Below are 23306 nucleotides of genomic sequence, written 5' to 3' on the forward strand. Positions count from 1 at the left end.
GGAAGATCACCAAGTCCACCCCCATGGGCTCGGTCGACCACCCCTTCAACCCCATCTCCCTCGCCCTCGGCGCCGAAGCCAGCTTCATCGGCCGCGCCCTCGACAGCGACCGCAAGGGCCTCACCGAGGTCCTCGGCGCCGCCGCCGCCCACCGCGGCAGCGCGCTCGTCGAGATCTTCCAGGACTGCCCCATCTTCAACGACGGCTCCTTCGACCTCCTGCGCAAACCCGAGACCAAGGACCAGCGCCTCGTCCCGATCCGCCACGGCGAACCCATCGTCTTCGGCCCGGAAGACAACCGCCAGGCCGTGATCCAGAACGGGTTCCGCCTCGAGGTCGTCCCCGCCGCCTCGGTCGACCAGTCACAGATCGTGGTCCACGACCAGACCAGCCACGAGCTGGCCTTCGCGCTCTCGCGACTGTCCGACCAGGACCTCACCCACACCGTCACGGGCATCTTCCGCAACGTCGACCGCACCACCTACGACGACGCCGCCCGCGCCCAGGTCCAGCAGGCCAAGGACAAGACCCCGGATGCCGACCTCCAGGCCCTGCTCAACGGCCGGGACACCTGGACGATCGTCGCCTGATCCCCTGCACCACACGGAACGCCGCCCGGGTCTCCCGGGCGGCGTTCCGCGTCACCGGGCGAGTGCCGCCCCGTAGAAGTCCTCGAGCGCGGTCCAGTGCCGCTGCTCGGCCGCGGCGTCGTACGTGGGGTTGTCCGGGACCGCGAACCCGTGGGCGGCGGGGTAGGTCTCGAGGGTGTGCGGCACGCCGGCGGCCGTGAGCGACTCCTCCAGCAGCGCGAACTGCTCGGGCCCGAACCCGGCGTCGTCCGTGGCGGCCACCACGAGTACCCGGGCGCGGATGTCCGACACCCGGTGGTGCGGGCTGCTCGGGTCGTCCGCCACCGCGAGCCGGCCGCCGTGGAAGGACGCGGCGGCGCCCGCCCGCTCCCCCAGCGCGGCCGCCGCCGTCAGGGAGACCTTGCCGCCCATGCAGTAGCCGGTGGTGCCGATCGCCGAGCCGGAGGTCTCCGGCCGGTCCAGCAGCGCGTCGGCGTAGGCGGGCGAGTCCTCCCGGACCATGTCCATGGTCAGGCCCGCCATCAGCGCCATGAGCCGCGCCCGCTCGTCCGGCTCGGTGAACACCGTGTCCATCGCGAACGGCGCGAACGGCGTCCGGTAGTAGACGTCCGGCAGCAGGACGGAGTAGCCGGCGGCGGCCAGGCGGTCCGCCATGACCAGGAACGTCTCGCGCACCCCACCGGCGTCGACGAACATCACGACGCCGGGCCAGGGACCCTCGCCCTCGGGGGTGTGCAGGGTGGCCGGGCAGTCACCGGCGGGAGCGGCGACGGTGAGGCTGGTGCGGGGCATGGGGATCCGGCTTCCTCTCGCAGCGCGACGGGCCGTCAGCGGCGCTCGGTGAGCGCCCCGAGGATCCGCTCGAGCAGCCGGATGTCCGGCTGGTCCTCGTCGCGGCCGGGAGCCGACGGCCGCGGGGCCCGGCGTGGCAGCGGGACCGACGCCGAGTACGGGGGCTCGGGCTCCGGTCCTGGCTGCGCGTCCTGGGCGGCGTCGGCCATGCTGATCCCCCCGTCTCGAACGGTGCCAGTCTTTCCGAGCCCGGAGGGGCCGTCAAGATCAACGGGCTCAGTGGACGGGACCGTCCTCAGGAGGATCCCGACGTGCGGGGACATCGGGGACGTCCTCCCCGGAACGGCGTTGCTCCGGCGGGGTGAACAGGCCCCCGGGCGCGTCGTTCCGCGGCGGGCGGGCGCCCGGGCCGCCCTGGGCCGGGATCGCCGGCCCCTGTCCGTTCTGCGGCGGGCCCGCGTCCGGCCCGTGCCGCATCCGGTCGAGCGCGCCGACCGCTGCCGTGCCGGGGCGCCGTCGCTGCCGCGCGGTGCCGTCGAGGCCGGCCAGGGCCGGGTTGGTGGGCCGTTCCGGAGCCCGCCGCGCGTGCCGGGCGACGCCGGGCAGCGGCGTGAGCGGAGCCTGCGCCGCCCGGACGGGATCGGGCGCGACCGGCGGCTGCCCGGTCCGGCCCGGATAGGCAGGCGGCGCCTTGCGCAGCGCGGCGGCCTCGCGCCGCGCGGGCGCGGCGAAGGCCAGCCAGGTCACGAGCGCGCCCACGAGGAACGCGGCCAGGCAGAACACCCAGACCTGCACGAACGTGGTTCCCACCGCCCGCCTCCCCTCGGCTCTCACCCGGTTGATCGCCCGACCGGCCCCATCCGATACACCCGATCGCGCCTGCGCCGCTCGGAGCGGGCGGCTCAGGTCAGCACGATCTCCACCCGCCGGCTCGCCTCCGGGGTGGCGAGCGGGCCCGCGTCCCCCACACCTTCGCTGGTCACCCGGCCCGAGTCCACCCCCGCGGCGATCAACGCCTCCGCGACGGCGCGCGCCCGGTCCTGGGAGAGCGCCAGGGCCCGGCCCTCGGGTCCGGGCAGGTCCGCGGTGTGCCCCACGAGGTGCACGCGCACCTCCGGCGCCGCCACGAGCAGGGCGCCGATCTCGGTGACCGCGGCCGCCGTGCCGGCGGTCAGCGCGGCGCTCTCGCCGGCGAACCGCAGGGGCGCCGCCGCGACCCGTTCCACCAGCTTCTGACGGGCGGCGGCCGCACCGGCGGGGTCCGGGGTCGCCGTGGCCGCCGTCGGGGCGGTGAGCCGGGCCGGTGCGGGAGCGCCCGGTTCGGGGGTGACGGCGGTGGTCGCGACGGGCGGGGCGGCGTCGGAGGTGGGGACCGCCGGGGCCGGGCGCAGCCAGAGCACCGCCCCCGCGGCCAGCGCGACGGGCACCACGACGGCCGCCGCGACCCACCACGCACCGCGCCGGCCGACCGCCATCCGCACCCCCTCGTCGGGGAACGATCTCACGGTCGGGTGTCGGCGTGATAACAAGCGGTGACAGCGGCGGCACCGTGCGCCGGGTGACGCCGGATGGTCTGATGCGTGCGTGACGCATCCGCCCTCCCCGCCGCTCGACCGGCGGGGAGTGGCCCTCGGCGTCTCGGCCAACGCCGTGTGGGGCCTGTTCCCGGCCTTCTGGCCGCTCCTGGACCCCGCGAGCCCGCTCGAGGTCCTCGCCCACCGGATCCTCTGGACGATGGTCCTGATGGCCGGCGTGCTGACGGCGCTGCGCCGCTGGTCCGACCTGCGCGGGCTGTCCTGGCGGGTGTGGGCCGCGGTCGCGGTCGCCGCCGTGGTGATCACGGCGAACTGGGGTGTGTTCATCTACGGCGTGTCGGTCGACCACGTCGTCGACATCTCGCTCGGCTACTACGTGAGCCCCCTGATCAGCGTGCTGCTCGCCGTGCTGGTGCTGCGCGAGCGGCCCACCCCCGCCCAGGTCGCCGCCCTGACGATCGCGACGGCGGCGGTCGTGGTGATCAGCGTCGGGAGCGGGACGGTGCCGTGGCTGGGCCTGATCCTGGCGGTGTCCTTCGGCCTCTACGGTCTGATCAAGAAGACCGTCCCGCTGGGCTCGATGACGAGCCTGACCGCCGAGAGCCTGCTCGTCGGGCCGCTCGCGCTGGCCGCGGCCGTGGTCTTCGAGGTGGCCGGGCACGGCACGTTCACCGGCCACGGGGCGGTGCACCCGCTGCTGATGGTCCTGGCGGGCCCGATCACGGCGCTGCCGCTGCTGCTCTACGGCGCCGCGGCCCGCCGGATCCCGCTCACGACCGTCGGCACCCTCATGTACCTCACGCCGACCCTCCAGTTCCTCTGGGGCGTCCTGGCCAACGGCGAGGCGATGCCCCCGAGCCGCTGGATCGGCTTCGGCCTGGTGTGGGTGGCGCTGGTGATCTTCACCGTCGACCTGTTCCGCTCGACGCGGAACCGGCCGGCGGCTCAGGCGATCCGGTCGACCGTGTAGCCGGTGAGGGTCGCGAGGGCCTCGATGGCGGGGCAGGCGGGGAGCTTGCCCAGCTCGGCACGCGCCTCCTGGGCGTAGCCCGCGAGGGTGTCCTTGGCCCGCGGGATGCCGGAGCCCGCCCGCAGCAGCGTGAGCGCCTCCTCGACCTCCTCGTCCGCCGTGATCGGCGCGGCGAGCAGCGAGCGCAGGCGCTCGGGGCTCTCCGGGTCCGCCAGCGCGTAGAGCATGGGCAGCGTGTGCACGCCCTCGCGCAGGTCCGTGCCCGGCGTCTTCCCCGAGTCGAGCGACGGCGACGCGATGTCGATGATGTCGTCCGAGATCTGGAAGGCCGTGCCGATGGTGGCGCCGAAGCGGTGCAGCGACTCGATCTGCTCGGGGGTACAGCCGGAGAACATGCCGCCGTAGCGGCCGGCCGTCGCGATGAGCGAGCCCGTCTTCTCCGCGATGACCTGCAGGTAGTGGTCCACCGGATCGTCGCCCTCGCCGGGGCCGCGGGTCTCCCGCATCTGCCCGGTGACGAGCTCGGCGAAGGTCTCGGCGATGATCCGCACCGCCGCCGGCCCCAGGTCCGCGACCAGCCGCGACGCGTGGGCGAACAGGAAGTCCCCGGTCAGGATCGCGACCGTGTTGTCCCAGCGGGAGTTCGCGCTCTCCGCGCCCCGGCGCATCGTGGCCGAGTCCATGACGTCGTCGTGGTAGAGCGTGGCCAGGTGCACCAGCTCCACCACGGCCGCCGCCCGCACCACGTCGTCCCCGTCCGGGGAAGGGCCCACCTGCGACGCCAGCAGGGTGAACAGCGGCCGGAACCGCTTGCCGCCCGCGTCGATCAGGTGCAGGGACGTCTCGCTGACGAAGTGGTACTCGCTGTGCACCTCACGGTGCAGCAGCTCCTCCACCCGGACGAGCCCACCCGCCGTCGCGGCGGCCAGCTCCGGGTCGGCGAGCTCCACACCCGCCACGCTCTGCGTCTCCACGCCACCAGCCTACGAGGCGCGTCCCGACAATGCTCCGGCGCCGCTCAGCCCGTGAGCCCGCCCGCCGCCGCCCAGTTCAGGGCGAGCGTCGGGACGATGCCCAGCAGCAGCGTGACGACCACACCCAGGGTGATCGCCACCGTGGTGAACGCCCCCGGCACCGTGACCGTCGGACCGTCCGCCGGGGTCTCGCTGAAGTACATCAGCACGACCACACGCAGGTAGAAGAACGCCGCGATGGCCGAGGCCACCAGCGCGATCACCACCAGCGGCGCCATCCCGTCGCCCAGCGCGGCCGAGAACACCGCGAACTTCGCGGTGAAGCCGGAGGTCAACGGGATGCCGGCCAGGCCGAGCAGCAGGAACGTCATGACGCCGGCGAGCACCGGGGACCGCTTGGCCAGACCTGCCCACTGGGACAGGTGCGTGGCCTCGCCGTCCGGCCCGCGGACCAGGGAGATGACGCCGAACACCGCGAGCGTGGTGAAACCGTAGGCCAGCAGGTAGAACAGCGTGGCCGAGGTGCCCTCGCGGGTGATCGCCATCGTGCCGATCAGCAGGAAACCGGCGTGCGCGATGGACGAGTACGCGATCATGCGCTTCAGGTCGGTCTGGGTGAGGCCCAGCACCGCGCCGATCACCATGGACGCGATCGCCACGCCCCACATGACCCCGCGCCACTCCCAGTGGGTCGACCCGAAGGCCACGTACATCACACGCAGGATGCCGCCGAAGGCCGCGACCTTCGTGCAGGCCGCCATGAAGGCCGTGACGGGCGTGGGCGCACCCTGGTAGACGTCCGGCGTCCAGGTGTGGAACGGGCCGACGGAGCCCTTGAACATCAGCCCGACGACGAGCAGCGCGAGCCCGCCGAACAGCAGCGCGTCCGACTTCGTGGTGCCCACGGCCGCGTTCGCGATGTCCGACAGCCGCACCGAGCCCGCGTACCCGTAGAGCAGCGCGACGCCGTAGAGGAAGAACGCCGAGGCGAAGGCCCCGAGCAGGAAGTACTTGACGGCGGCTTCCTGGCTGAGCAGCCTGCGGCGCCGCGCGAGCCCGCACATCAGGTACAGCGGCAGCGACAGCACCTCGAGCGCCACGAACATCGTCAGCAGGTTGTTCGAGGCGACGAACGCCATCATCCCGCCGAGCGCGAACAGCGTGAACGGGAAGACCTCGGTCTGCATGGTGGGCGCGTCGCCGGGGGCCCCGTACGAGCGGTCCACGTGCTCCGGGTCGACACCGCTGCCCCCGGTGGTGGTGCCGGGCGCGGCCCCCACGGAGGCCCGCTCGACGGCCGAGGCGATGAACGCCCCGCCCGGCTCCACGGACCGGTCCGCGATGAGCAGGATCGAGCCGAAGCCGAGCAGCAGCAGCGTGCCCCACAGGAACAGCGTGGGGACGTCGATCGCGAGCGAGTCCGCGAGCGTCACCACCCCCGCGGCGGGCGCCCCGTCGGCGTACACGCCGAGCGTGACGCCGGCGACGGCGATCACCAGGACGGTCAGCACGACCTGCGCGGGCCAGCGCTGGTGCCGCGGCAGGAACGCCTCGACCAGCACGGACACGCACGCCCCGGCCAGCACGACGAGCAGCGGCATGATCGCCGCGTAGTCGATCGGCGGCGCGGTCAGCGGGGCCAGCGGCCCCTGGGCCAACACGGTCATCGGGCGATCCCTCCGGCCGGGACCGGGTCGGGCAGCCCGACCTCGGAGATGGTCGACACGACGGACGGGTTGATCACGTCGAGCACGGGCTTCGGGAAGAACCCGAGCACCACGATCACGACGATGAGCGGCGCCAGGACGCCGAGCTCCCGCTTCGTCAGGTCGGGGAAGCCCGCGCCGCGCTTCGCGGCCACGGACGGGTCGATCATGGCCCCGGGCCCGCCCGCACCGCTCGCCTCCAGGGACCGGATCACCGCGTTGCCGCGGACCGGGCCCTGCATCGTCTGCTGGTAGAACCAGAGGATGTAGAGGGCGGCGAAGATGATCCCGACGGTCGCCAGGATCGTCGCCACGGGTTCGCGCGGGTAGGAGCCGACCAGCACCAGGAACTCGCTCACGAACGAGTTGGTGCCGGGCAGCGCCAGCGAGCTCATCCCCGCCAGCAGCAGGCAGCCCGCCAGCACCGGCGCCAGCTTCGAGACGCCGCCGTAGTCGCTGATCAGGCGCGATCCGCCGCGGGCGACCAGCAGGCCGACCATGACGAAGAGCATCCCGGTCGAGAGCCCGTGGTTGACCATGTAGAGCACGGCGCCGGCGAAGGCCTGGCTGGAGAAGGCGAACGTGCCGAGCGCGATGAAGCCGAAGTGGGCGATGGACGTGTAGGCCACGAAGCGGCTCATGTCCTTCTGCCCCACGGCCAGCAGCGCGCCGTAGAGGATGCCGATCACCGCCAGCACCAGCACCAGCGGCGCGAGGGTCTGGCTGGCCTGCGGGAACAGCGGCAGGCAGTAGCGCAGGAAGCCGAACGTGCCCACCTTGTCCAGCACGCCGACGAGCAGCACCGAGGCGACGATCGGCGCCTCGGCGGCGGCGTCGGGCAGCCAGGTGTGGAAGGGCACCAGCGGCGCCTTGATCGCGAAGGCCACGAAGAAGCCCAGGAAGAGCCAGATCTGGGTCGACGTCGGCGTGTTCGCCGCGATGGACTGCAGGTCCGTCCAGGTGAACGTGCCCGCGCCCAGCTGGTCCGCGCTCGTCACGTACAGGCCGATCAGCGAGGCCAGCATGATCAGGCCGCCGAGCAGCGAGTACAGGAAGAACTTCACCGAGGCGTACTGCCTGCGCGGGCCGCCGAAGCGCCCGATCAGGAAGTACATCGGGATGAGCATCGCCTCGAAGAAGACGTAGAACAGGAAGACGTCCGTGGCCGTGAAGACCCCGACGAGCGTGGCCTGGGTGGCCAGCAGCAGCGCGAAGTAGCCGGACGCCGTGCGCCCCTCGGGCAGCTTCTCGGCCCAGGCGAAGAGCATCAGGCCGGGGACGAGGAACGCCGTCAGCGCGACCATGACGAGCGCGATGCCGTCGATGCCGAACGCCAGGTGGGTGCCGAAGGCGGGGATCCACGGCACCGAGAACACGTACTGGAAGCGCTCGCCGCCGCTCGCCGCCGCGGGCGAGTACCCGACCCAGGTGACGACGACGAGGACGAACTCGGCCAGTGCCGTCGCCATCGCCGTCCACTTGGCGGCCGGGACGTTGTGCCGCAACGGGTACATCGCCAGGGCGCCGAGGATCGGCAGGATCAGGAGCACGAGCAGCAGCACGCTGCCGCCGGTGTCCGGGGCGGAGTCGAAGGCGTTCACGAGAACCTCACCGCCAGGAGGGCCGCGACGACGAGGACGCCGCCACCCAGCATCGAGAGCGCGTACGAGCGCACGAACCCGGTCTGCAACCGTCTGAGCCGCCCGGACCCGCCGCCGAGGCCGGCGGCGATGCCGTTGACCAGGCCGTCGACGCCGCGGTTGTCGAGGAACACCAGCCCGCGGGTGAGCCAGACGCCCGGCCGCGCGATGAGCGTCTCGTTGATGGCGTTGGCGTACAGGTCCTTCCGGGCGGCCCGCACGGGGAAGGACACCCGCTCCGGCCGCTCCAGCGGCGTCGGGCGCCGGCCCACCGTGAGGTAGGCGATCAGCACCCCGAGGGCGGCGAGGAGGAGCACGAACCACGGGACGAACGAGTGCGGCATGCCACCCGCCGGCGTCGCCGTCTCCTCGCGCAGCTCACCGAGCGAGGGAGCGAGCCACTCGTACAGCCCGATCGTCGAGAGCACGAAGCCGCCGAACACGGAGCCGACGGCCAGGACGATCATCGGGACCGTCATGGTCGCCGGCGACTCGTGCGGGTGGTAGTCGTGGCCGTCCGGCGCCTTGATGTCGCGCCAGCGCTCCTTGCCGAAGAACGTCATGATCACCAGGCGGGTCATGTAGAAGGCCGTCAGCCCGGCCGCCAGCGCCGCGGCCAGCCCGAAGACCCAGCCCTTCCAGCCCTCCTGCGCGAACGCGGCCTCGATGATGGCGTCCTTGGAGAAGTAGCCGGAGAGGAAGGGGAAGCCGATGAGCGCGAGGTAGCCGAGCCCGAAGGTCACGAAGGTGATCGGCATGTACCGGGCCAGGCCGCCGAAGCGGCGCATGTTCACGTCGTCGTTCATGGCGTGCATGACCGAGCCGGCGCCGAGGAACAGCCCGGCCTTGAAGAAGCCGTGCGTGAGCAGGTGGAAGATGCCCAGCGCGTAGCCGGCCGGGCCGAGGCCCACCGCCAGGATCATGTAGCCGATCTGGCTGACCGTGGAGTACGCGAGCACCTTCTTGATGTCGTCGTACGCGCAGCCGATGATCGCGCCGATGAGCAGCGTGATCACACCGATGAGCGAGACGACCAGGCGTCCGGACTCCGTGAGGTCGTAGATGGGGTGGGTGCGGGCGATGAGGTAGACGCCCGCCGTGACCATCGTGGCCGCGTGGATCAGGGCCGAGACGGGGGTCGGGCCCTCCATCGCGTCCGGGAGCCAGGACTGCAGCGGGAACTGGCCGGACTTACCGCAGGCGCCCAGGAGCAGCAGGATCGTGATCGCGAGGATCGTGCCGCCGGACAGCTGGCCGATGCGGGCGAACACCTCCGAGTACTGCAGCGTGCCCAGGTTGAGCCAGATGAGGAAGATCGCGATGGCCAGCCCGACGTCGCCGACGCGGTTCATCAGGAAGGCCTTCTTGGCGGCGGTCGCCGCGCTGGGCCGGTCCTGGTAGAAGCCGATCAGCAGGTAGGACGCCAGGCCGACGCCCTCCCAGCCGAGGTAGAGCATCACGAAGTTGTTGCCCAGCACCAGGATCAGCATCGCCGCGACGAACAGGTTCAGCTGCGCGAAGAAGCGTCGCCGCCCGGGGTCGTGGCTCATGTAGCCGACCGAGTAGATGTGGATCAACGAGCCGACGCCGGTGATGAGCAGCACGAACGTGAGTGACAGCGGGTCCAGCCGGATCCCGAAGTCGATGTTCAGCGTGCCGCTGCCGATCCAGCTGAACAGCGAGATGTCCCGCGTCCGCGCCTCGGGCGCCAGCCCGAGCGTGTCGAAGAACAGCACCAGCCCGACGACGAAGGCGCCGAGCACGGTCGCGACCCCGACCCAGTGCCCCCACGCGTTGCCGCGCTTGCCCACGAGGAAGTTGAGCAGCGCCCCCGCAGCGGGCAGCACGAAGAGGAGCGGAGCGAGCGCGTTCACGAAACCCTCCGCGTTATGGATCCATAACGTTCGAAAACGGGCCGGAAAATCGCGTTATGGTTCCATAACGCGACAAGGGGAGCGGGCATCTTCGGAGGCTCCTCTAGTACTTCAGGAGGTTGGCGTCGTCTACCGACGAGCTTCTGCGGGTACGGAAGATCGACATGATGATGGCCAGGCCCACGACCACCTCGGCCGCGGCGACCACCATGACGAAGAACGCCATGACCTGGCCGTCGAGCGTGCCGTTGATGCGGGCGAAGGTGACCAGCGACAGGTTCACCGCGTTGAGCATCAGCTCGACGCACATGAACACGACGATCGCGTTGCGGCGCACCAGGACGCCGACGGCGCCGACGCTGAACAGCAGCGCGGACAGCAGCAGGTAGTAGCTCGGGTTCATCGCTCCTCCTCGCTGACGCTCGTCGGACAATGAACCGGGATTGCTGCGCCCATCGATGAGCTCGCGAGCTCGCTCATGCCCCGCCCCCCAGTTCCGAGCGGCGGCCGCGCAGGGAGCGTGCGTCCGAGGGCGGGCGGGGCGTCTCGTCCACCTCGTGGCCCTCGATGATCTCCGAGAGCGACTCCGGCGCCACCGAGCCGTCCGGCAGCAACGCCGGGACGGCGACGGAGTTGGCCGTGGCGTAGACGCCGGGGCCGGGCAGCGGGGAGATCCGCGCGTGCTCGCCGCGGAGGCGGGCGATGACCGTGTCCCGCTGGCTGCGCTTGGACTGCTGGTTCTTCTGCGCGAAGGCCAGCACCATCGCGCCGAGCGCCGCGGTGATCAGCAGCGCCGAGGTGAGCTCGAACGGGAAGAGGTACTCGGTGAAGATCAGCTTGCCGATGCCCGCCAGGTTGCCGTTCTCGCCCTGCACGCCCAGGCCCGCGGGGGGGACCGCGAACACGGTGCGCCCGACGCCGGCCACCAGCAGCAGCGCGAAGCCGAGGCCGAGCAGCAGCGCCGCGACCCGTTGCCCGCGAAGCACTTCCACCACCGAGTCCGAGCTGTCCCGGCCCACCAGCATGAGCACGAACAGGAACAGCATCATCACGGCGCCGGTGTAGACGATGATCTGCACGAAGCCCAGGAACGGGGCCTGCTGCATCATGTAGAGCACCGCGAGCGACAGCATCGTGACCACGAGGAACAGGGCCGAGTGCACCGCGTTCTTCGCGAGGACCATGGCGAGGGCCGCGCCGAGGGCGACGGGCCCGAGGATCCAGAAGACGATCGCCTCGCCGAGGCCGGCGTCCCCCGCCGTCTGTGCGAGGACGCTCATCGCGTCTGCTCCCCCACCGGGTCCGCCTCGACACCGTGGCGGGCCAGGACGGGACCCTGGACGTAGTAGTCCTGCTCGTCCTTGCCCAGGCGCATCGGGTGCGGCGGCTGCTCCATGCCGGGCAGCAGCGGGGCCATCAGCTGCTCCTTGGTGTAGATCAGGTCCTGACGGTTGTCGTCGGCCATCTCGTAGAAGTTCGTCATCGTGAGCGAGCGCGTGGGGCACGCCTCGATGCAGAGCCCGCAGCCGATGCAGCGCAGGTAGTTGATCTGGTAGTCGGCGCCGTAGCGCTCACCCGGGGAGAAGCGGGCCTCCTCGGTGTTGTCCCCGCCCTCCACGAAGATCGCGTCGGCCGGGCAGGCCCAGGCGCACAGCTCGCAGCCGACGCACTTCTCCAGCCCGTCCGGATGCCGGTTGAGCTGGTGGCGGCCGTGGTAGCGCGGCGCGGCGGGCGGGAAGTCCTCGGGGTACTCCTCGGTGACGACCTTCTTGAACATCGTCGAGAAGGTCACGCCGAAGCCCTTGAAGAACTCGAACATCGTCTACTCCTCCTCCTTCCCGGAGAGCACGCCCGCGGGCTGCCGCGGCGTGACGGCCTTGCGGCGCTTGGGCTTCGAGGGGATCTTGAGGTCCAGCGGCGGGACCGGGTAGTCCGAGGCGACCTCGACCGGCTCCGCCTCCGGGCCCCGCCGGTCCGGGAGCAGGAACGCGATGGCCAGGATCACCAGCAGCACGATGCCGATGGTGATCAGCAGGGCCGCGGTGGAGCTGCCGCCGGTGCTGTTGCGGTAGGCGCGGATCGCGAAGATCACCAGGATCCAGCCGAGGCTGAGCGGGACCAGCACCTTCCAGCCCAGCTTCATGAACTGGTCGTACCGGAAGCGGGGCAGCGTGCCGCGCAGCCAGATGAAGAGGAACAGGAAGATCAGCATCTTCACGACGAAGGCCAGGAACTGGAACCAGCCGTTGTCGAAGCCGGACCACAGGTGGCCCAGCCACGGGATCTGGCCGCCGCCGAGGAACAGCGTGGTGGCCATCGCCGAGACGGTGACCATGTTGACGTACTCGGCGAGGAAGAACAGCGCGAACTTCAGCGACGTGTACTCGGTGTGGAAGCCGCCGACCAGCTCGGACTCGGCCTCGGGGAGGTCGAAGGGCGCCCGGTTCGTCTCGCCCACCATCGAGATGACGAACACCGCGAAGCTCGGGATCAGCAGGTAGAAGTACCAGCCGGTGCCCTGCGCGGCCACGATGTCCGCGGTGGACATCGAGCGCGAGTAGAGCACCACCGCGACGACCGAGAGGCCGAGCGCGATCTCGTAGGAGATCACCTGGGCCGCGGAGCGCAGCGCGCCGAGCAGCGAGTACGGGTTGCCGGAGGCCCAGCCGCCCAGCACGATCCCGTAGACGCCGATGGACGAGCAGGCCAGGACGACCAGCACGCCGACGGGCAGGTCCACCAGCTGCAGCGCCGTGCGCTCGCCGAAGATGGACACCTCGCCGCCGAAGGGGATCACCGAGAAGGCGACGAAGGCCGGGATCGTGGAGATCACCGGGGCGATGAAGTAGACCTTCTTGTCGGCGAGGACGGGCATGATGTCCTCTTTGAAGGCCAGCTTCAGCCCGTCCGCGAGGGACTGCAGCCAGCCGCCGGGGCCCACCCGGTTCGGGCCGGGACGCTGCTGCATCCGGCCGACGACCTTGCGCTCCCAGTTGATCATGAAGAGGGTCAGCACCACGCCGAGGGCGAAGAGCACCACCACCTTCAGCAGGATCAGCCAGAAGGGGTCGTCCGCCAGCAGCTGCTGGGTGTGGGTCAGCCCGTCCTGGGCCTGGGCGATGCTCATGACGCCTCCGCGGAGACAAGTACGTCGGCGTGGTTCACGCGACACCCCCGGACACCCGGACCAACGCGCCGTGACCGGCGCCGAGCGTGCTGCGGACCGTCGAGCCGGGCGAGTTCGCCGGCAGCCAGACCACGCCGTCCGGCAGGTCCGCCAGCTCGACGGGCAGGGTGATCGCCCCGCGGTCGGTGGCGACGCTGGCGTCGCCGTCGGCCGCGAGCCCCAGGCGCTCGGCGGTGGCCGCGTTGACGCGCAGCCGCGGCGCGCGGGCCGTGCCGGCCAGGGCCGGCTCGTCGATCTGCAGGGATCCGTCGTCGATCAGCTGGCGCCAGGTGGCGAGCACCGCCTGGCCGACCTGCGCGGGCCGCGGCGTGGCACCGGGCTCGACGGACGGGGCGGTCGCGGAGGCGGTGAAGCGGCCCAGCCGCTCCAGGTCGCCGGCCGCGGCGGCCGGGGTCTGGGTGAACAGGTCCGCGTCCATCTCGACGGCCAGGGTGTCGAGCACCCGGCAGTCCGGCAGCACGCCGCTCGCGTCGAGCGAGGGCTGGAACGGCCGCGCGCGGCCCTCCCAGTTGAGGTACGTCCCCCCGCGCTGCGCGTCCGGCGCGACCGGGAGGACGACGTCCGCCCGCTCGGTGACGGCGGAGGCGTGGATCTCGAGGCTGACCAGGAACCCGACCTGGTCGAGCGCCGCGAGAGCCGCCGCCGGATCGGCCAGGTCGTGCGGGTCCACCCCGCCGACGACCAGCCCGGACAGCTCCCCGGCCGCCGCGGCGGCGAGGATCTCGTCCGTGCTGCGGCCGGGCCCGGCGGGCAGCGTGACCCCCCAGGCCTGCTCGACCTCGGCGCGGGCGGCGGCGTCCGTGACCGGGCGTCCGCCGGGCAGCAGGGTCGGCACCGCGCCGGCCTCGAGGGCGCCCCGGTCACCCGCGCGGCGCGGGATCCAGGCGACCTTCGCACCGGTCCGGGTGGCCAGCTCGGCGACCGCGGAGTACAGCCCCGGCACCTCGGCGGCCCGGTCGCCGACCAGGATCACCGCGCCGGGGGCGGAGAGCGCGTCAACCAGCTCGCCACCCGTCGTCATCAGCTCGCGGAGCACCGCGGCCTCGGCACCGGGGACGGACCGGACGAGCGTCGCCGCCGTCTTGTGCACGCCGGCGGTGGTCCACTGGCCCAGCGCGAACACCCGCTGCCCGTGCTTGCGCACGGCCTTGCGGATGCGCAGGAACAGGATCCCCGCCTCCTCCTCCAGGTCCAGCCCGACGCTGAGCACGCTCGGCGCGGCCTCGACCGCGCCGAAGCTCACGCCCGTCTCCGGGGTGGTGCCCAGCGTGGTGGTGAGGAACTCCAGCTCCTCGGCCGAGTGCGGCCGGGCCCGGAAGTCGACGTCGTTGGTGCCGGCGGCGACGCGCGCGAACTTGGCGTACGCGTAGGCGTCCTCGACGGTCAGCCGGCCGCCGGCCAGCACGCCGATCCCCCGGTGCGACCGTGCCGCCAGCAGCCCCTCGGCCGCCATCCGCAGCGCCTCGGTCCAGGAGGCCTCGACCAGGGCGCCCGACTCGTCGCGCACCAGCGGGCGGGTGATCCGCTCCTTGGAGGCGAGGTAGCGGAAGGCGAAGCGGCCCTTGTCGCAGAGCCACTCCTCGTTGACCTCGGGATCGTTGCCGGCGAGCTTGCGCTGCACCGCGCCGCGGCGGGTGTCCGTGCGCGAGGCGCAGCCGGAGCTGCAGTGCTCGCACACGCTCGGCGTCGACCTGAGGTCGAACGGGCGGGAGCGGAACCGGTAGGCGGCGCTGGTGAGCGCGCCGACCGGGCAGATCTGGATGGTGTTGCCGGAGAAGTAGCTCTGGAAGGGCTTGTCCTCGGCGGTGCCGATCTGCTGGTTCGCGCCGCGCTCGAGCAGGTCGATGAAGGGGTCGCCGGCGATCTGCTCGGAGAAGCGGGTGCAGCGCTGGCAGAGCACGCAGCGCTCGCGGTCGAGCAGCACCTCGGTGCTGATCGGCAGCGGCTTCTCGAAGGTCCGCTTGGTCTCCACGAACCGCGAGTCCGTGCGGCCGCTCGACATCGCCTGGTTCTGCAGGGGGCACTCGCCGCCCTTGTCGCAGATCGGGCAGTCCAGCGGGTGGTTGATGAGCAGCAGCTCCATCACGCCCTGCTGCGCCTTGTCCGCCACCGGGCTCGTGTGCTGCGTCTTCACCACCATGCCGTCGGCGACGGTCATGGTGCAGCTGGCCTGCGGCTTCGGCATCGGCCGGCCGCCCATCTCCACCTCGACCAGGCACTGCCGGCAGGCACCCGCGGGGTCCAGCAGCGGATGGTCGCAGAAGCGCGGGACGACGATGCCCAGCCGCTCGCAGGTGCGGATGAGGAGCTCACCCTGGGGGGCGTCGATCTCGATGCCGTCGATGGTGAGCCGGACGTGCCCCTCGGGGACGGGCTTCTTCTCACTCTCGGGGGCCACGGTCATGCGGAGGCTCCACTCAGCTTCGTGTTCATGGTCGGCTCCGCGAGCTCCGCCTCGATGTCGGCCAGCTGCTCGGGCCTCGGCACCGTCGGCTGCTCGGCGATGAGGTCCAGGAACTCCTGGCGGAAGTACTTGATGCCGCTCGTGATCGGGCTCGTCGCGCCGTCGCCCAGCGCGCAGAAGGAGCGGCCGAGGATGTTGTCGCAGACGTCGAGCAGCGTGTCGATGTCCTCGGGCGTGCCCTGGTGGTGCACCATCCGCTCCAGGATCTGCACCAGCCAGTACGTGCCCTCGCGGCACGGGGTGCACTTGCCGCAGCTCTCGTGCTTGTAGAACTCGGTCCACTTCATCACGGCCCACGGCACGGACACGGTCTCGTTGAAGACCTGCACCGCGGTCGTCCCCAGCATGGAGCCGGCGCCGGCCGCACCCTCGAAGTCCAGGGGGACGTCGAGGTGCTCGGCGGTGAACATCGGGGTGGAGCTGCCGCCGGGCGTCCAGAACTTCAGCGGCACACCGTCCTTCATGCCGCCGGCCAGCTCCAGGAGCGTGCGCAGCGTGGTGCCCATCGGCGCCTCGTACTGGCCGGGTCGCTCGACGTGCCCGGACACCGAGTAGATCTTCGGCCCGGGCGACTTCTCGGACCCCATCGTGCGGAACCAGTCCGACCCGCCCGCGACGATGAAGGGAACCGACGCGATCGTCTCGACGTTGTTCACCACGGTGGGGCTGGCGTAGAGCCCGGCCGTCGCGGGGAACGGAGGCTTGAGCCGCGGCTGGCCACGGCGGCCCTCGAGCGAGTCGAGCAGCGCCGTCTCCTCGCCGCAGATGTACGCGCCGGCGCCGGCGTGCACCACGATGTCCAGGTCGAACCCGGACCCGAGAATGTCGCGGCCCAGGTACCCCTTCGCGTACGCCTCAGCCACGGCGGCACGGACCCGGCGGATCGGGTGCAGCGCCTCACCGCGCACGTAGATCGCGCAGAACTTCGCGCGGATCGCGTAGCTGGTGATGATGCAGCCCTCCACCAGGGAGTGCGGGTCCGCCATCATCGTCGGGATGTCCTTGCAGGTCCCCGGCTCGCCCTCGTCCGCGTTGATCACGAGGTACTTGGGCTTGGCGCCCGGGCCGGTGGAGCCCTGCGGGATGAAGGACCACTTCATGCCGGTGGGGAACCCCGCGCCGCCGCGACCGCGCAGGCCGGAGTCCTTGATCAGCGTGATGAGCTGGTCCGGTTGTCCCGCGAGGGCCGTGCGCAGCGCCTCGTAGCCGCCGGTGCGCTCGTAGGTCTCGAGCGTCCAGGAGGCGTCCTCGGTCCAGCGGCGGGTGAGGACCGGCGTGATCGTGTCCGGGGTGGAGCTCTCGGGGGCGGTCACTTCTTCTCCTGCAGGGGCGGGAGGGCGGGGTGCTCGCCGGGCAGCGCGGGGGCGGCCCAGCCGCGCTCGGCGGCGATCGTGTTGCCGCGCAGGGTCTCCGGGGCGGCCGAGGGGCCGGCGACGGCCGCAGCCGCCACCACCTCGTCCTCGGTGAACCCGGCCAGCTCCAGCTCGACGGTCCGCAGGTCCGTCAGCGGGGCGCCGCGCGTGGGCGGCGGCTTCTCGCCGCGGCGCAGCGCGTCCACCAGCTCGACGGCGGAGTCGACGGTCTGGTTGTCGTAGTACTCGTAGTTGACCTGGATGACGGGCGCGAGATCGCAGGCCGCCAGGCACTCCGCGTGCTCCAGGGTGAGCGAGCCGGTGGTGCCGGGCTCCCCCACCGTCTCCTCGTGGCCGACCCCGAGCCGCTCGGACAGGCGCGCGTAGATGTCGTCCCCACCCAGTGCGGCACAGAGGGTGTTGGTGCACACCGACACGAGGTGCTCGCCGCAGGGGGTGCGCTTGTACATCGTGTAGAAGGTCGCCACCGCGCTGACCTCGGCGGTGGTGAGCTCCAGCTGCTCGGCGCAGAACGCGATCCCGGCCTGGGAGACGAACCCCTCCTCGGCCTGGACCAGGTGCAGCATCGGCAGCAGCGCCGAGCGGGCCACCGGGTAGCGGGCGATGATCTCCTTCGCCCGCACGTGGGTGAGTTCGTTCATCGGTCGACGCCCCCCATGACCGGGTCGATGCTCGCCACGGCGGCGATGACGTCGGCGACCATGCCGCCCTCGCTCATCGCCGGCATGGTCTGCAGGTTCACGAAGCTGGGGTCCCGGACGTGGACGCGCACGGGCCGCGTGCCGCCGTCGGACACCAGGTGGAAGCCCAGCTCGCCGCGGGGCGACTCCACCGTCGAGTACACCTGGCCGGCCGGGACGTGGAAGCCCTCGGTGACCAGCTTGAAGTGATGGATCAGCGACTCCATGGACTGCCCCATGATCTTGCGGACGTGCTCCAGGGAGTTGCCCATGCCGTCGCTGCCGATGGACAGCTGCGCCGGCCAGGCGACCTTGCGGTCCTCGACCATGACCGGGCCCGGCTCGATCAGCTTCACGGCCTGCTCGATGATCTTCACGGACTCGTGGATCTCGGCGACGCGCAGCCGGTAGCGGGCGTAGCAGTCCGCCTCCGTGGCCGTCGGGACCTCGAAGTCGAACTCCTCGTAGCAGGAGTACGGCTCGATCTTGCGCTGGTCCCAGGGCAGGCCGGCCGACCGCAGGATCGGGCCGGTCGCGCCGAGCGCGAGGCAGCCGTCCACGGGCAGGTAGCCGACGCCCTCGAGGCGCTGCTTCCAGATCGGCTGCCCGGTGAGCAGCTTGTCGTAGTCCGGCAGGCGGGACTTCATGATCTTCACGAAGTCCGTGACCTTCTCGGCCCAGTCCACGGGGAGGTCCTGGGAGAGGCCGCCGGGGCGGATGTAGGCGTGGTTCATGCGCAGCCCGGTCAGGTACTCCAGCAGGTGGAGCACCTCCTCGCGCTCGCGGAAGCCCGCCGTCATGCCGGTGAGCGCGCCGAGCTCCATGCCGCCGGTGGCCAGGCACACGAGGTGCGAGCCGATCCGGTTGATCTCCATGAGCAGCACGCGGATCAGCTGGGCCCGGCGGGGCACCTCGATCCCGAGGAGCTTCTCCACGCCGAGGCAGTAGCCGGTCTCGTTGAACAGCGGGGCCAGGTAGTCCATGCGCGTCACGAAGGTGACGCCCTGGGTCCAGGTCCGGTACTCGCAGTTCTTCTCGATGCCGGTGTGCAGATAGCCGATCACGGTGCGGCCCTGGGTGACCGTCTCGCCCTCGAGCTCCAGCACGAGCCGGAGCACTCCGTGGGTCGACGGGTGCTGCGGGCCCATGTTGATGACGATGCGGTCGTCGTGCTCGTCGGCCGCCACGTCGTCGAGCAGCGTGTCCCAGTCGCCGCCGGTGACCGTGTAGACGGTGCCCTCGGTGGTCTCGCGAGTCTCCGCGTACGGGTCGGTGGTCATGAGTACGCCCTCCGCTCGTCCAGTCGCTGCAGGGATCTCCGCGCCCGCACAGTGGCGTTCACGAGTACGCCCTCCGCTCGTCCGGCGGAGGGATCTCCGCGCCCTTGTACTCCACGGGGATCCCGCCGAGCGGGTAGCTCTTGCGCTGGGGGTGGCCCTCCCAGTCGTCCGGCATCAGGATCCGGGTCAGGGCCGGGTGACCGTCGAAGATCACGCCGAACATGTCCCAGGTCTCGCGCTCGTGCCAGTCCGCCGTCGGGTAGACCTCCACGACGCTGGGCAGGTGCGTGTCGGCGAAGTCGAGGGCGACCTCGAGCCGGATCCGCCGCCGCCAGGTCATCGACAGCAGGTGGTAGACGACGTGCAGCGGCTGCGCGACCGCCGACACCCCGGTCCCGTCCGGTGCCGAGTAGTCCACACCGGACACGCTCGAGCAGAGCTCGAAGCGCAGCTGCGGCTCGTCCCGCAGCGTGCGGCAGAGCTCGAGGATCGCCTCGCGCTCGACGTAGAAGGTGATCTCGCCGCGGTCGACCGTGACCTGGCGGACCGCGGAGCGCGCGATCCCCTTGCGGTCCATGGCCTCGGCCAGCTCGTCGGCCAGCTCGTCGAACCAGCCGCCGTAGGGCCGCTCGGCCGGGGCCGGGGCGTAGCCGGGCAGCTTCAGCCCGCCGAACCCGGAGGTGTCCCCGGAGCCGCGGACGCCGAACATGCCGGAGCGCTCGCGCGTCGGGGAGAGCCGGGTGCCGCCCTCGGGGACCTCCGGGGTCTGCTCGAGCCCGCCCGCCTCGGGGGCCTCGCCGCCGGCCGCGCGCTGCGCCTCGGTGGCGGGGCCGCTGGCCTCGGCCGACGACTGCTCGCCGCCGGTCGGCTCTTCGCGATCCTTGCTCGTCTTTCCCTGGTCAGCCATCAGATCACTTCTTCGCGTACTTGATCGACGACGGGATCATCGGCGTCTTGTAGCCGCTCTCGGCGAGCTCCTGCGCCCGCTTGGCGTTCAGCGGCTCGTCCATGATCTTGGCGTGGATCTTGAGGATCGCGTCCATCAGCATCTCCGGACGCGGCGGACATCCCGGGAGGTACATGTCGACCGGGACGACGTGGTCCACGCCCTGCACGATCGCGTAGTTGTTGAACATCCCGCCGGAGCTCGCGCAGACCCCCATCGCGAGGACCCACCGCGGCTCGGGCATCTGGTCGTAGATCTGGCGCAGGACCGGGGCCATCTTGTTGCTGACCCGGCCGGCCACGATCATCAGGTCGGCCTGGCGCGGCGAGGCCCGGAAGACCTCCATGCCGAACCGAGCGAGGTCGTACCGGGGGGCACCGGTCGTCATCATCTCGATCGCGCAGCAGGCCAGACCGAAGGTCGCGGGCCAGAGCGACGACTTGCGCGTCCAGTTGACCAGCTTCTCGACGCTGGTCAGCAGGACGCCGGAGGGCAGGTGCTCCTCGAGTCCCATGGGTCGCTCCTAGTTCCAGTCGAGACCGCCGCGGCGCCACACGTACGTGTACGCGAAGCCCACGGTGACGATGAACAGGACGATCTCCACCAGCCCGAACAGGCCGAGCGCGTCCGCGTTCACCGCGAACGGGTAGAGGAAGACCATCTCGATGTCGAAGAGGATGAACAGCATCGCCGTGAGGTAGTAGGCGACGGGCATCCGGCCGCCGCCGACCACGGGCTGCGGCGAGGGTTCGATCCCGCACTCGTAGGAGTCCAGCTTCGCCCGGTTGTAGCGGCGTGGCCCGACGTAGGGCGCCACGGTGACCGAGCCCAGCGCGAAGGCCCCCGCGAGGGCGAACAGCAACAGCAGCGGGAGATAGGAACCGAGCATCGTGCACCTTCGTTGTCTGCACTGCGACGGGGTGGGACCGGACTACCCGGCGTGGCGGACCCTAACGTGGGGCCGATCACGCGGATCAGGCCAGGACAGCCTTACCGAGTGGGCGTTACACAGCCGGGGTGAGCCTGGTCAGCGCCGTGAGAACGCGATCGCTCAACTCCCCCTCCTTCGGGTCGTAGAGGTTGGCCAGGAGCTTGAGCAGGAACCTCATGACGGTCGGCCGCGGCAGCCCGTGCCGGGTCGCGACCCGCATGACCGCGGGATTGCCGATCAGCCGGGCGGCGGCGTTACCGAGCCGGTAGTAATGACCCAGCGCCTCGCTCATCCGGCGGGGGTAGGCGGCCAGCGCCGCCTCGCGGGAGGCCCCGGAGCGGGCGAGGCCCTGGATCGCGCACTGCGCGGCGATCGACGCCGATTCCATGGCGTACGCGATGCCCTCGCCGTTGAGCGGGTTGACCATGCCCCCCGCGTCGCCGACGAGCAGCATGCCCGGACGCGCGTGCGGGGTGCGGTTGAAACCCATCGGGAGGCCCGCGCCGCCGATGGTGCCGACGGCGTTCTCCTCGCGGAAGCCCCACTCCTCCGGCTGGGCCGCGAGCCAGTGGGTGAGCAGGCCGCGGTAGTCACCGGTGCCGTTGGTGCGGCCGGTGGCGAGGATGCCGAGGCCGACGTTGGAGGTGCCGTCGCCCATCCCGAAGATCCAGCCGTAGCCCGGCAGGAGCTTCGGCGCCTTCGGGTCCCGGCGGTCCCAGACCTCGAGGTGGGTCTCGAGGAAGTCGTCGTCGGTCCGGGGGCTGGTGTAGTACCGGCGGACGGCGACGCCGAGGGGCCGCCGGTCGTCCTTCACCATGCCGAGGGAGAGCGCGACCCGGGCGGACACCCCGTCGCAGGAGAGGGTGAGCGGGGCCCGTCTCGTGAACGGTCGCCGGTCCGGGCCCTCGTGACCCTCGACGCCGACGACGACGCCGTTCTCCTCGATCGCCGCGGTGACCGTGGTGGCCTCGCGCAGCCGAGCGCCCTGCTTCTCCGCGTGCCGGACGAGCAGCTCGTCGAAGTCCTGGCGGGGGCGCACGGCGCCGAAGTCCGGAAAGCTCGCGAGCATGGGCCACGGGAGGTCCATGCTGACCCCGCCGGCCACGGCGCGCAGGCCCTTGTTGTGCCGCCACCCGGCGGCCTCGGACATGTCGATCCCCAGGTCGATGAGCTGCTTGACGGCCCGGGGGGTCAGTCCGTCGCCGCACACCTTGGCGCGGGGGAACGTCGACTTGTCCAGCAGCAGGACGTCCAGACCCGCGCGCGCGAGGTACGCCGCCGCCGTCGAGCCCGCGGGCCCGGCGCCGACGACGATCACGTCGGCATCCGCGGACCGCGCAACACTGCCGGCCGCGGCGCCGCCGGTGGTGGGATCGGCCGCGCGCATGTCGCTCCTTGTGAACTGGTTCACGAGGTACTTGTGAACTGTTTCACGAAGTCTGGCGCGATGTCCAGGCGGGGTGGTTGTCCGTGTTCCGGGGTTCCGCCGGCGTTCGGACGGGCGCCGGGCGCGGGTCCGGATCGGGGCCGGTCAGGCGCGTGTGGCGCGGTGCAGGGCGACCGCGCCGCCCGCCAGGTCGCGCCAGGCGACCCGGGTCCAGCCGGCCCCCGCGATGATCTCGGCGAGCCGCCGCTGCGGCGGCCAGTCGACGATCGACTCGCTCAGGTAGGTGTAGGCCTCGGGGTTCGACGACACCCGGCGCGCGATCGCCGGCAGCACCCGGCGGAGCATCACGTCCTGGTAGGCGACCCGGTAGGGCGTCCAGGTGGGGGTGGCGAACTCGCAGACCACGAGCCTCCCGCCGGGCCGGGTGACGCGCGCGAGCTCGGCCAGGGCGCGGGCGGTGTCGGCCACGTTGCGCAGGCCGAAGCTGATGGTCGCGGCATCGAAGCTCGCGTCGGCGAACGGCAGGTGCAGCGCGTCCGCGGCCACCTTCGGGACGGCCCGCCCGGCGCCCGCGCGGAGCATGCCGAGGGAGAAGTCCGCGGCCACCGTCCAGGCGCCGGACTTCGCGAGCTCCTCGGTGGAGACGGCGGTCCCGGCCGCGAGGTCGAGAACCTTCTGTCCCGGCCGCAGCTCCAGCGCCTGGCGGGTCAACTTCCGCCAGCGGCGGTCCTGCCCCGCGGTGAGCACGGTGTTGGTGAGGTCGTAGCGCCGCGCGACGCCGTCGAACATCGCCGCGACGTCGTGCGGGTCCTTGTCGAGCTCGGCCCTGGCCACCCCCGAACCCTACGTCGGGCGCCCCGGGGCGGCGCGCACCTGGCCCGGCTGCGGCTCCGCGACCGAGTTACCTTGTCGCCATGAGCGCGGCGCAGTTCGTGGTTGAGCAGAGTCCGTCCCGGGTGTCCGACGAGCGGCGCGCC

At 71.7% G+C, this 23306-nt stretch carries 22 protein-coding genes and 1 pseudogene; 2 read left to right on the top strand and 21 right to left on the bottom strand.

Going from position 1 to position 23306, the window contains the following annotated elements:
• Positions 1-590: pseudogene (locus ABD324_RS36925) on the top strand (2-oxoacid:ferredoxin oxidoreductase subunit beta); the annotation flags it as partial.
• A gap of 51 nt (positions 591-641) precedes the next feature.
• On the opposite strand, the gene ABD324_RS36930 reads toward ABD324_RS36925, so the two are convergent.
• The 4 genes from ABD324_RS36930 to ABD324_RS36945 form a co-directional block, all read right to left on the bottom strand.
• Complete coding sequence (locus ABD324_RS36930) at positions 642-1382, bottom strand: dienelactone hydrolase family protein (protein WP_344428504.1); 741 nt, start codon at positions 1380-1382, stop codon at positions 642-644.
• 35 nt (positions 1383-1417) lie between these two features.
• Complete coding sequence (locus ABD324_RS36935; protein WP_344428507.1) at positions 1418-1591, bottom strand: hypothetical protein; 174 nt, start codon at positions 1589-1591, stop codon at positions 1418-1420.
• 67 nt (positions 1592-1658) lie between these two features.
• A complete protein-coding gene (locus tag ABD324_RS36940) occupies positions 1659-2192 on the bottom strand; it encodes a hypothetical protein (RefSeq protein ID WP_344428509.1) in 534 nt (177 codons plus the stop codon).
• Positions 2193-2284: 92 nt separating this feature from the next.
• The gene (locus ABD324_RS36945) at positions 2285-2887 is read right to left on the bottom strand and encodes an OmpA family protein (RefSeq protein ID WP_344428512.1); all 603 of its coding nucleotides are present in this window, start codon (positions 2885-2887) and stop codon (positions 2285-2287) included.
• Positions 2888-2966: 79 nt separating this feature from the next.
• Here ABD324_RS36945 and rarD point away from each other — a divergent pair, with 79 nt between their 5' ends.
• Positions 2967-3887 (top strand): EamA family transporter RarD, encoded by a 921-nt coding sequence (rarD, locus tag ABD324_RS36950; RefSeq protein ID WP_344428515.1) that lies wholly within the window; start codon positions 2967-2969, stop codon positions 3885-3887.
• Here rarD and ABD324_RS36955 read toward each other — a convergent pair.
• The 17 genes from ABD324_RS36955 to ABD324_RS37035 all read right to left on the bottom strand — a co-directional run bounded on the left by ABD324_RS36955 (position 3863) and on the right by ABD324_RS37035 (position 23163).
• Positions 3863-4861, bottom strand: a complete 999-nt coding sequence (locus ABD324_RS36955; RefSeq protein ID WP_425565985.1) for a polyprenyl synthetase family protein — start codon at positions 4859-4861, stop codon at positions 3863-3865. The two genes, rarD and ABD324_RS36955, sit on opposite strands and share 25 nt — an antisense overlap.
• Before the next feature lie 44 nt (positions 4862-4905).
• Positions 4906-6528 (bottom strand): NADH-quinone oxidoreductase subunit NuoN, encoded by a 1623-nt coding sequence (gene nuoN / locus ABD324_RS36960; protein WP_344428518.1) that lies wholly within the window; start codon positions 6526-6528, stop codon positions 4906-4908.
• The gene (locus ABD324_RS36965; protein ID WP_344428521.1) at positions 6525-8168 is read right to left on the bottom strand and encodes an NADH-quinone oxidoreductase subunit M; all 1644 of its coding nucleotides are present in this window, start codon (positions 8166-8168) and stop codon (positions 6525-6527) included. The genes nuoN and ABD324_RS36965 overlap by 4 nt, the downstream gene beginning before the upstream one ends.
• Entirely contained in the window at positions 8165-10081 is a 1917-nt protein-coding gene (nuoL, locus tag ABD324_RS36970; RefSeq protein ID WP_344428524.1) for an NADH-quinone oxidoreductase subunit L, read from the bottom strand. The genes ABD324_RS36965 and nuoL overlap by 4 nt, the downstream gene beginning before the upstream one ends.
• A 103-nt stretch (positions 10082-10184) precedes the next feature.
• The gene (gene nuoK / locus ABD324_RS36975; protein ID WP_344428527.1) at positions 10185-10484 is read right to left on the bottom strand and encodes an NADH-quinone oxidoreductase subunit NuoK; all 300 of its coding nucleotides are present in this window, start codon (positions 10482-10484) and stop codon (positions 10185-10187) included.
• A 73-nt stretch (positions 10485-10557) separates the two neighbouring features.
• Positions 10558-11361, bottom strand: coding sequence for an NADH-quinone oxidoreductase subunit J (locus ABD324_RS36980; protein ID WP_344428530.1), 804 nt, complete (start codon positions 11359-11361; stop codon positions 10558-10560).
• Complete coding sequence (nuoI, locus tag ABD324_RS36985; RefSeq protein ID WP_344428532.1) at positions 11358-11900, bottom strand: NADH-quinone oxidoreductase subunit NuoI; 543 nt, start codon at positions 11898-11900, stop codon at positions 11358-11360. The genes ABD324_RS36980 and nuoI overlap by 4 nt, the downstream gene beginning before the upstream one ends.
• A gap of 3 nt (positions 11901-11903) precedes the next feature.
• Positions 11904-13208, bottom strand: a complete 1305-nt coding sequence (gene nuoH, locus ABD324_RS36990; RefSeq protein ID WP_344428535.1) for an NADH-quinone oxidoreductase subunit NuoH — start codon at positions 13206-13208, stop codon at positions 11904-11906.
• A gap of 34 nt (positions 13209-13242) precedes the next feature.
• Positions 13243-15672, bottom strand: coding sequence for an NADH-quinone oxidoreductase subunit G (locus ABD324_RS36995; RefSeq protein ID WP_344428538.1), 2430 nt, complete (start codon positions 15670-15672; stop codon positions 13243-13245).
• Positions 15669-17045, bottom strand: coding sequence for an NADH-quinone oxidoreductase subunit NuoF (gene nuoF, locus ABD324_RS37000; RefSeq protein ID WP_344428541.1), 1377 nt, complete (start codon positions 17043-17045; stop codon positions 15669-15671). The genes ABD324_RS36995 and nuoF overlap by 4 nt, the downstream gene beginning before the upstream one ends.
• Positions 17042-17746, bottom strand: coding sequence for an NADH-quinone oxidoreductase subunit NuoE (gene nuoE, locus ABD324_RS37005; protein ID WP_344428544.1), 705 nt, complete (start codon positions 17744-17746; stop codon positions 17042-17044). The genes nuoF and nuoE overlap by 4 nt, the downstream gene beginning before the upstream one ends.
• On the bottom strand, positions 17743-19065 hold the full coding sequence (locus ABD324_RS37010; protein ID WP_344428547.1) for an NADH-quinone oxidoreductase subunit D: 1323 nt from the start codon (positions 19063-19065) through the stop codon (positions 17743-17745). The genes nuoE and ABD324_RS37010 overlap by 4 nt, the downstream gene beginning before the upstream one ends.
• Before the next feature lie 58 nt (positions 19066-19123).
• Positions 19124-19972 carry an NADH-quinone oxidoreductase subunit C gene (locus ABD324_RS37015; protein ID WP_344428551.1) on the bottom strand — a complete coding sequence of 283 codons (849 nt, stop codon included), beginning with the start codon at positions 19970-19972 and terminating at the stop codon, positions 19124-19126.
• A gap of 4 nt (positions 19973-19976) precedes the next feature.
• Complete coding sequence (locus ABD324_RS37020; protein WP_344428554.1) at positions 19977-20525, bottom strand: NuoB/complex I 20 kDa subunit family protein; 549 nt, start codon at positions 20523-20525, stop codon at positions 19977-19979.
• A 9-nt stretch (positions 20526-20534) separates the two neighbouring features.
• Entirely contained in the window at positions 20535-20900 is a 366-nt protein-coding gene (locus ABD324_RS37025; RefSeq protein WP_344428557.1) for an NADH-quinone oxidoreductase subunit A, read from the bottom strand.
• A 115-nt stretch (positions 20901-21015) separates the two neighbouring features.
• Complete coding sequence (locus tag ABD324_RS37030) at positions 21016-22329, bottom strand: geranylgeranyl reductase family protein (protein ID WP_344428560.1); 1314 nt, start codon at positions 22327-22329, stop codon at positions 21016-21018.
• Between the two features lie 144 nt (positions 22330-22473).
• A complete protein-coding gene (locus ABD324_RS37035) occupies positions 22474-23163 on the bottom strand; it encodes a demethylmenaquinone methyltransferase (protein WP_344428563.1) in 690 nt (229 codons plus the stop codon).
• Positions 23164-23306: the final 143 nt, after the last annotated feature.

This window comes from Pseudonocardia ailaonensis, assembly GCF_039531635.1.
GTDB lineage: Bacteria > Actinomycetota > Actinomycetes > Mycobacteriales > Pseudonocardiaceae > Pseudonocardia > Pseudonocardia ailaonensis.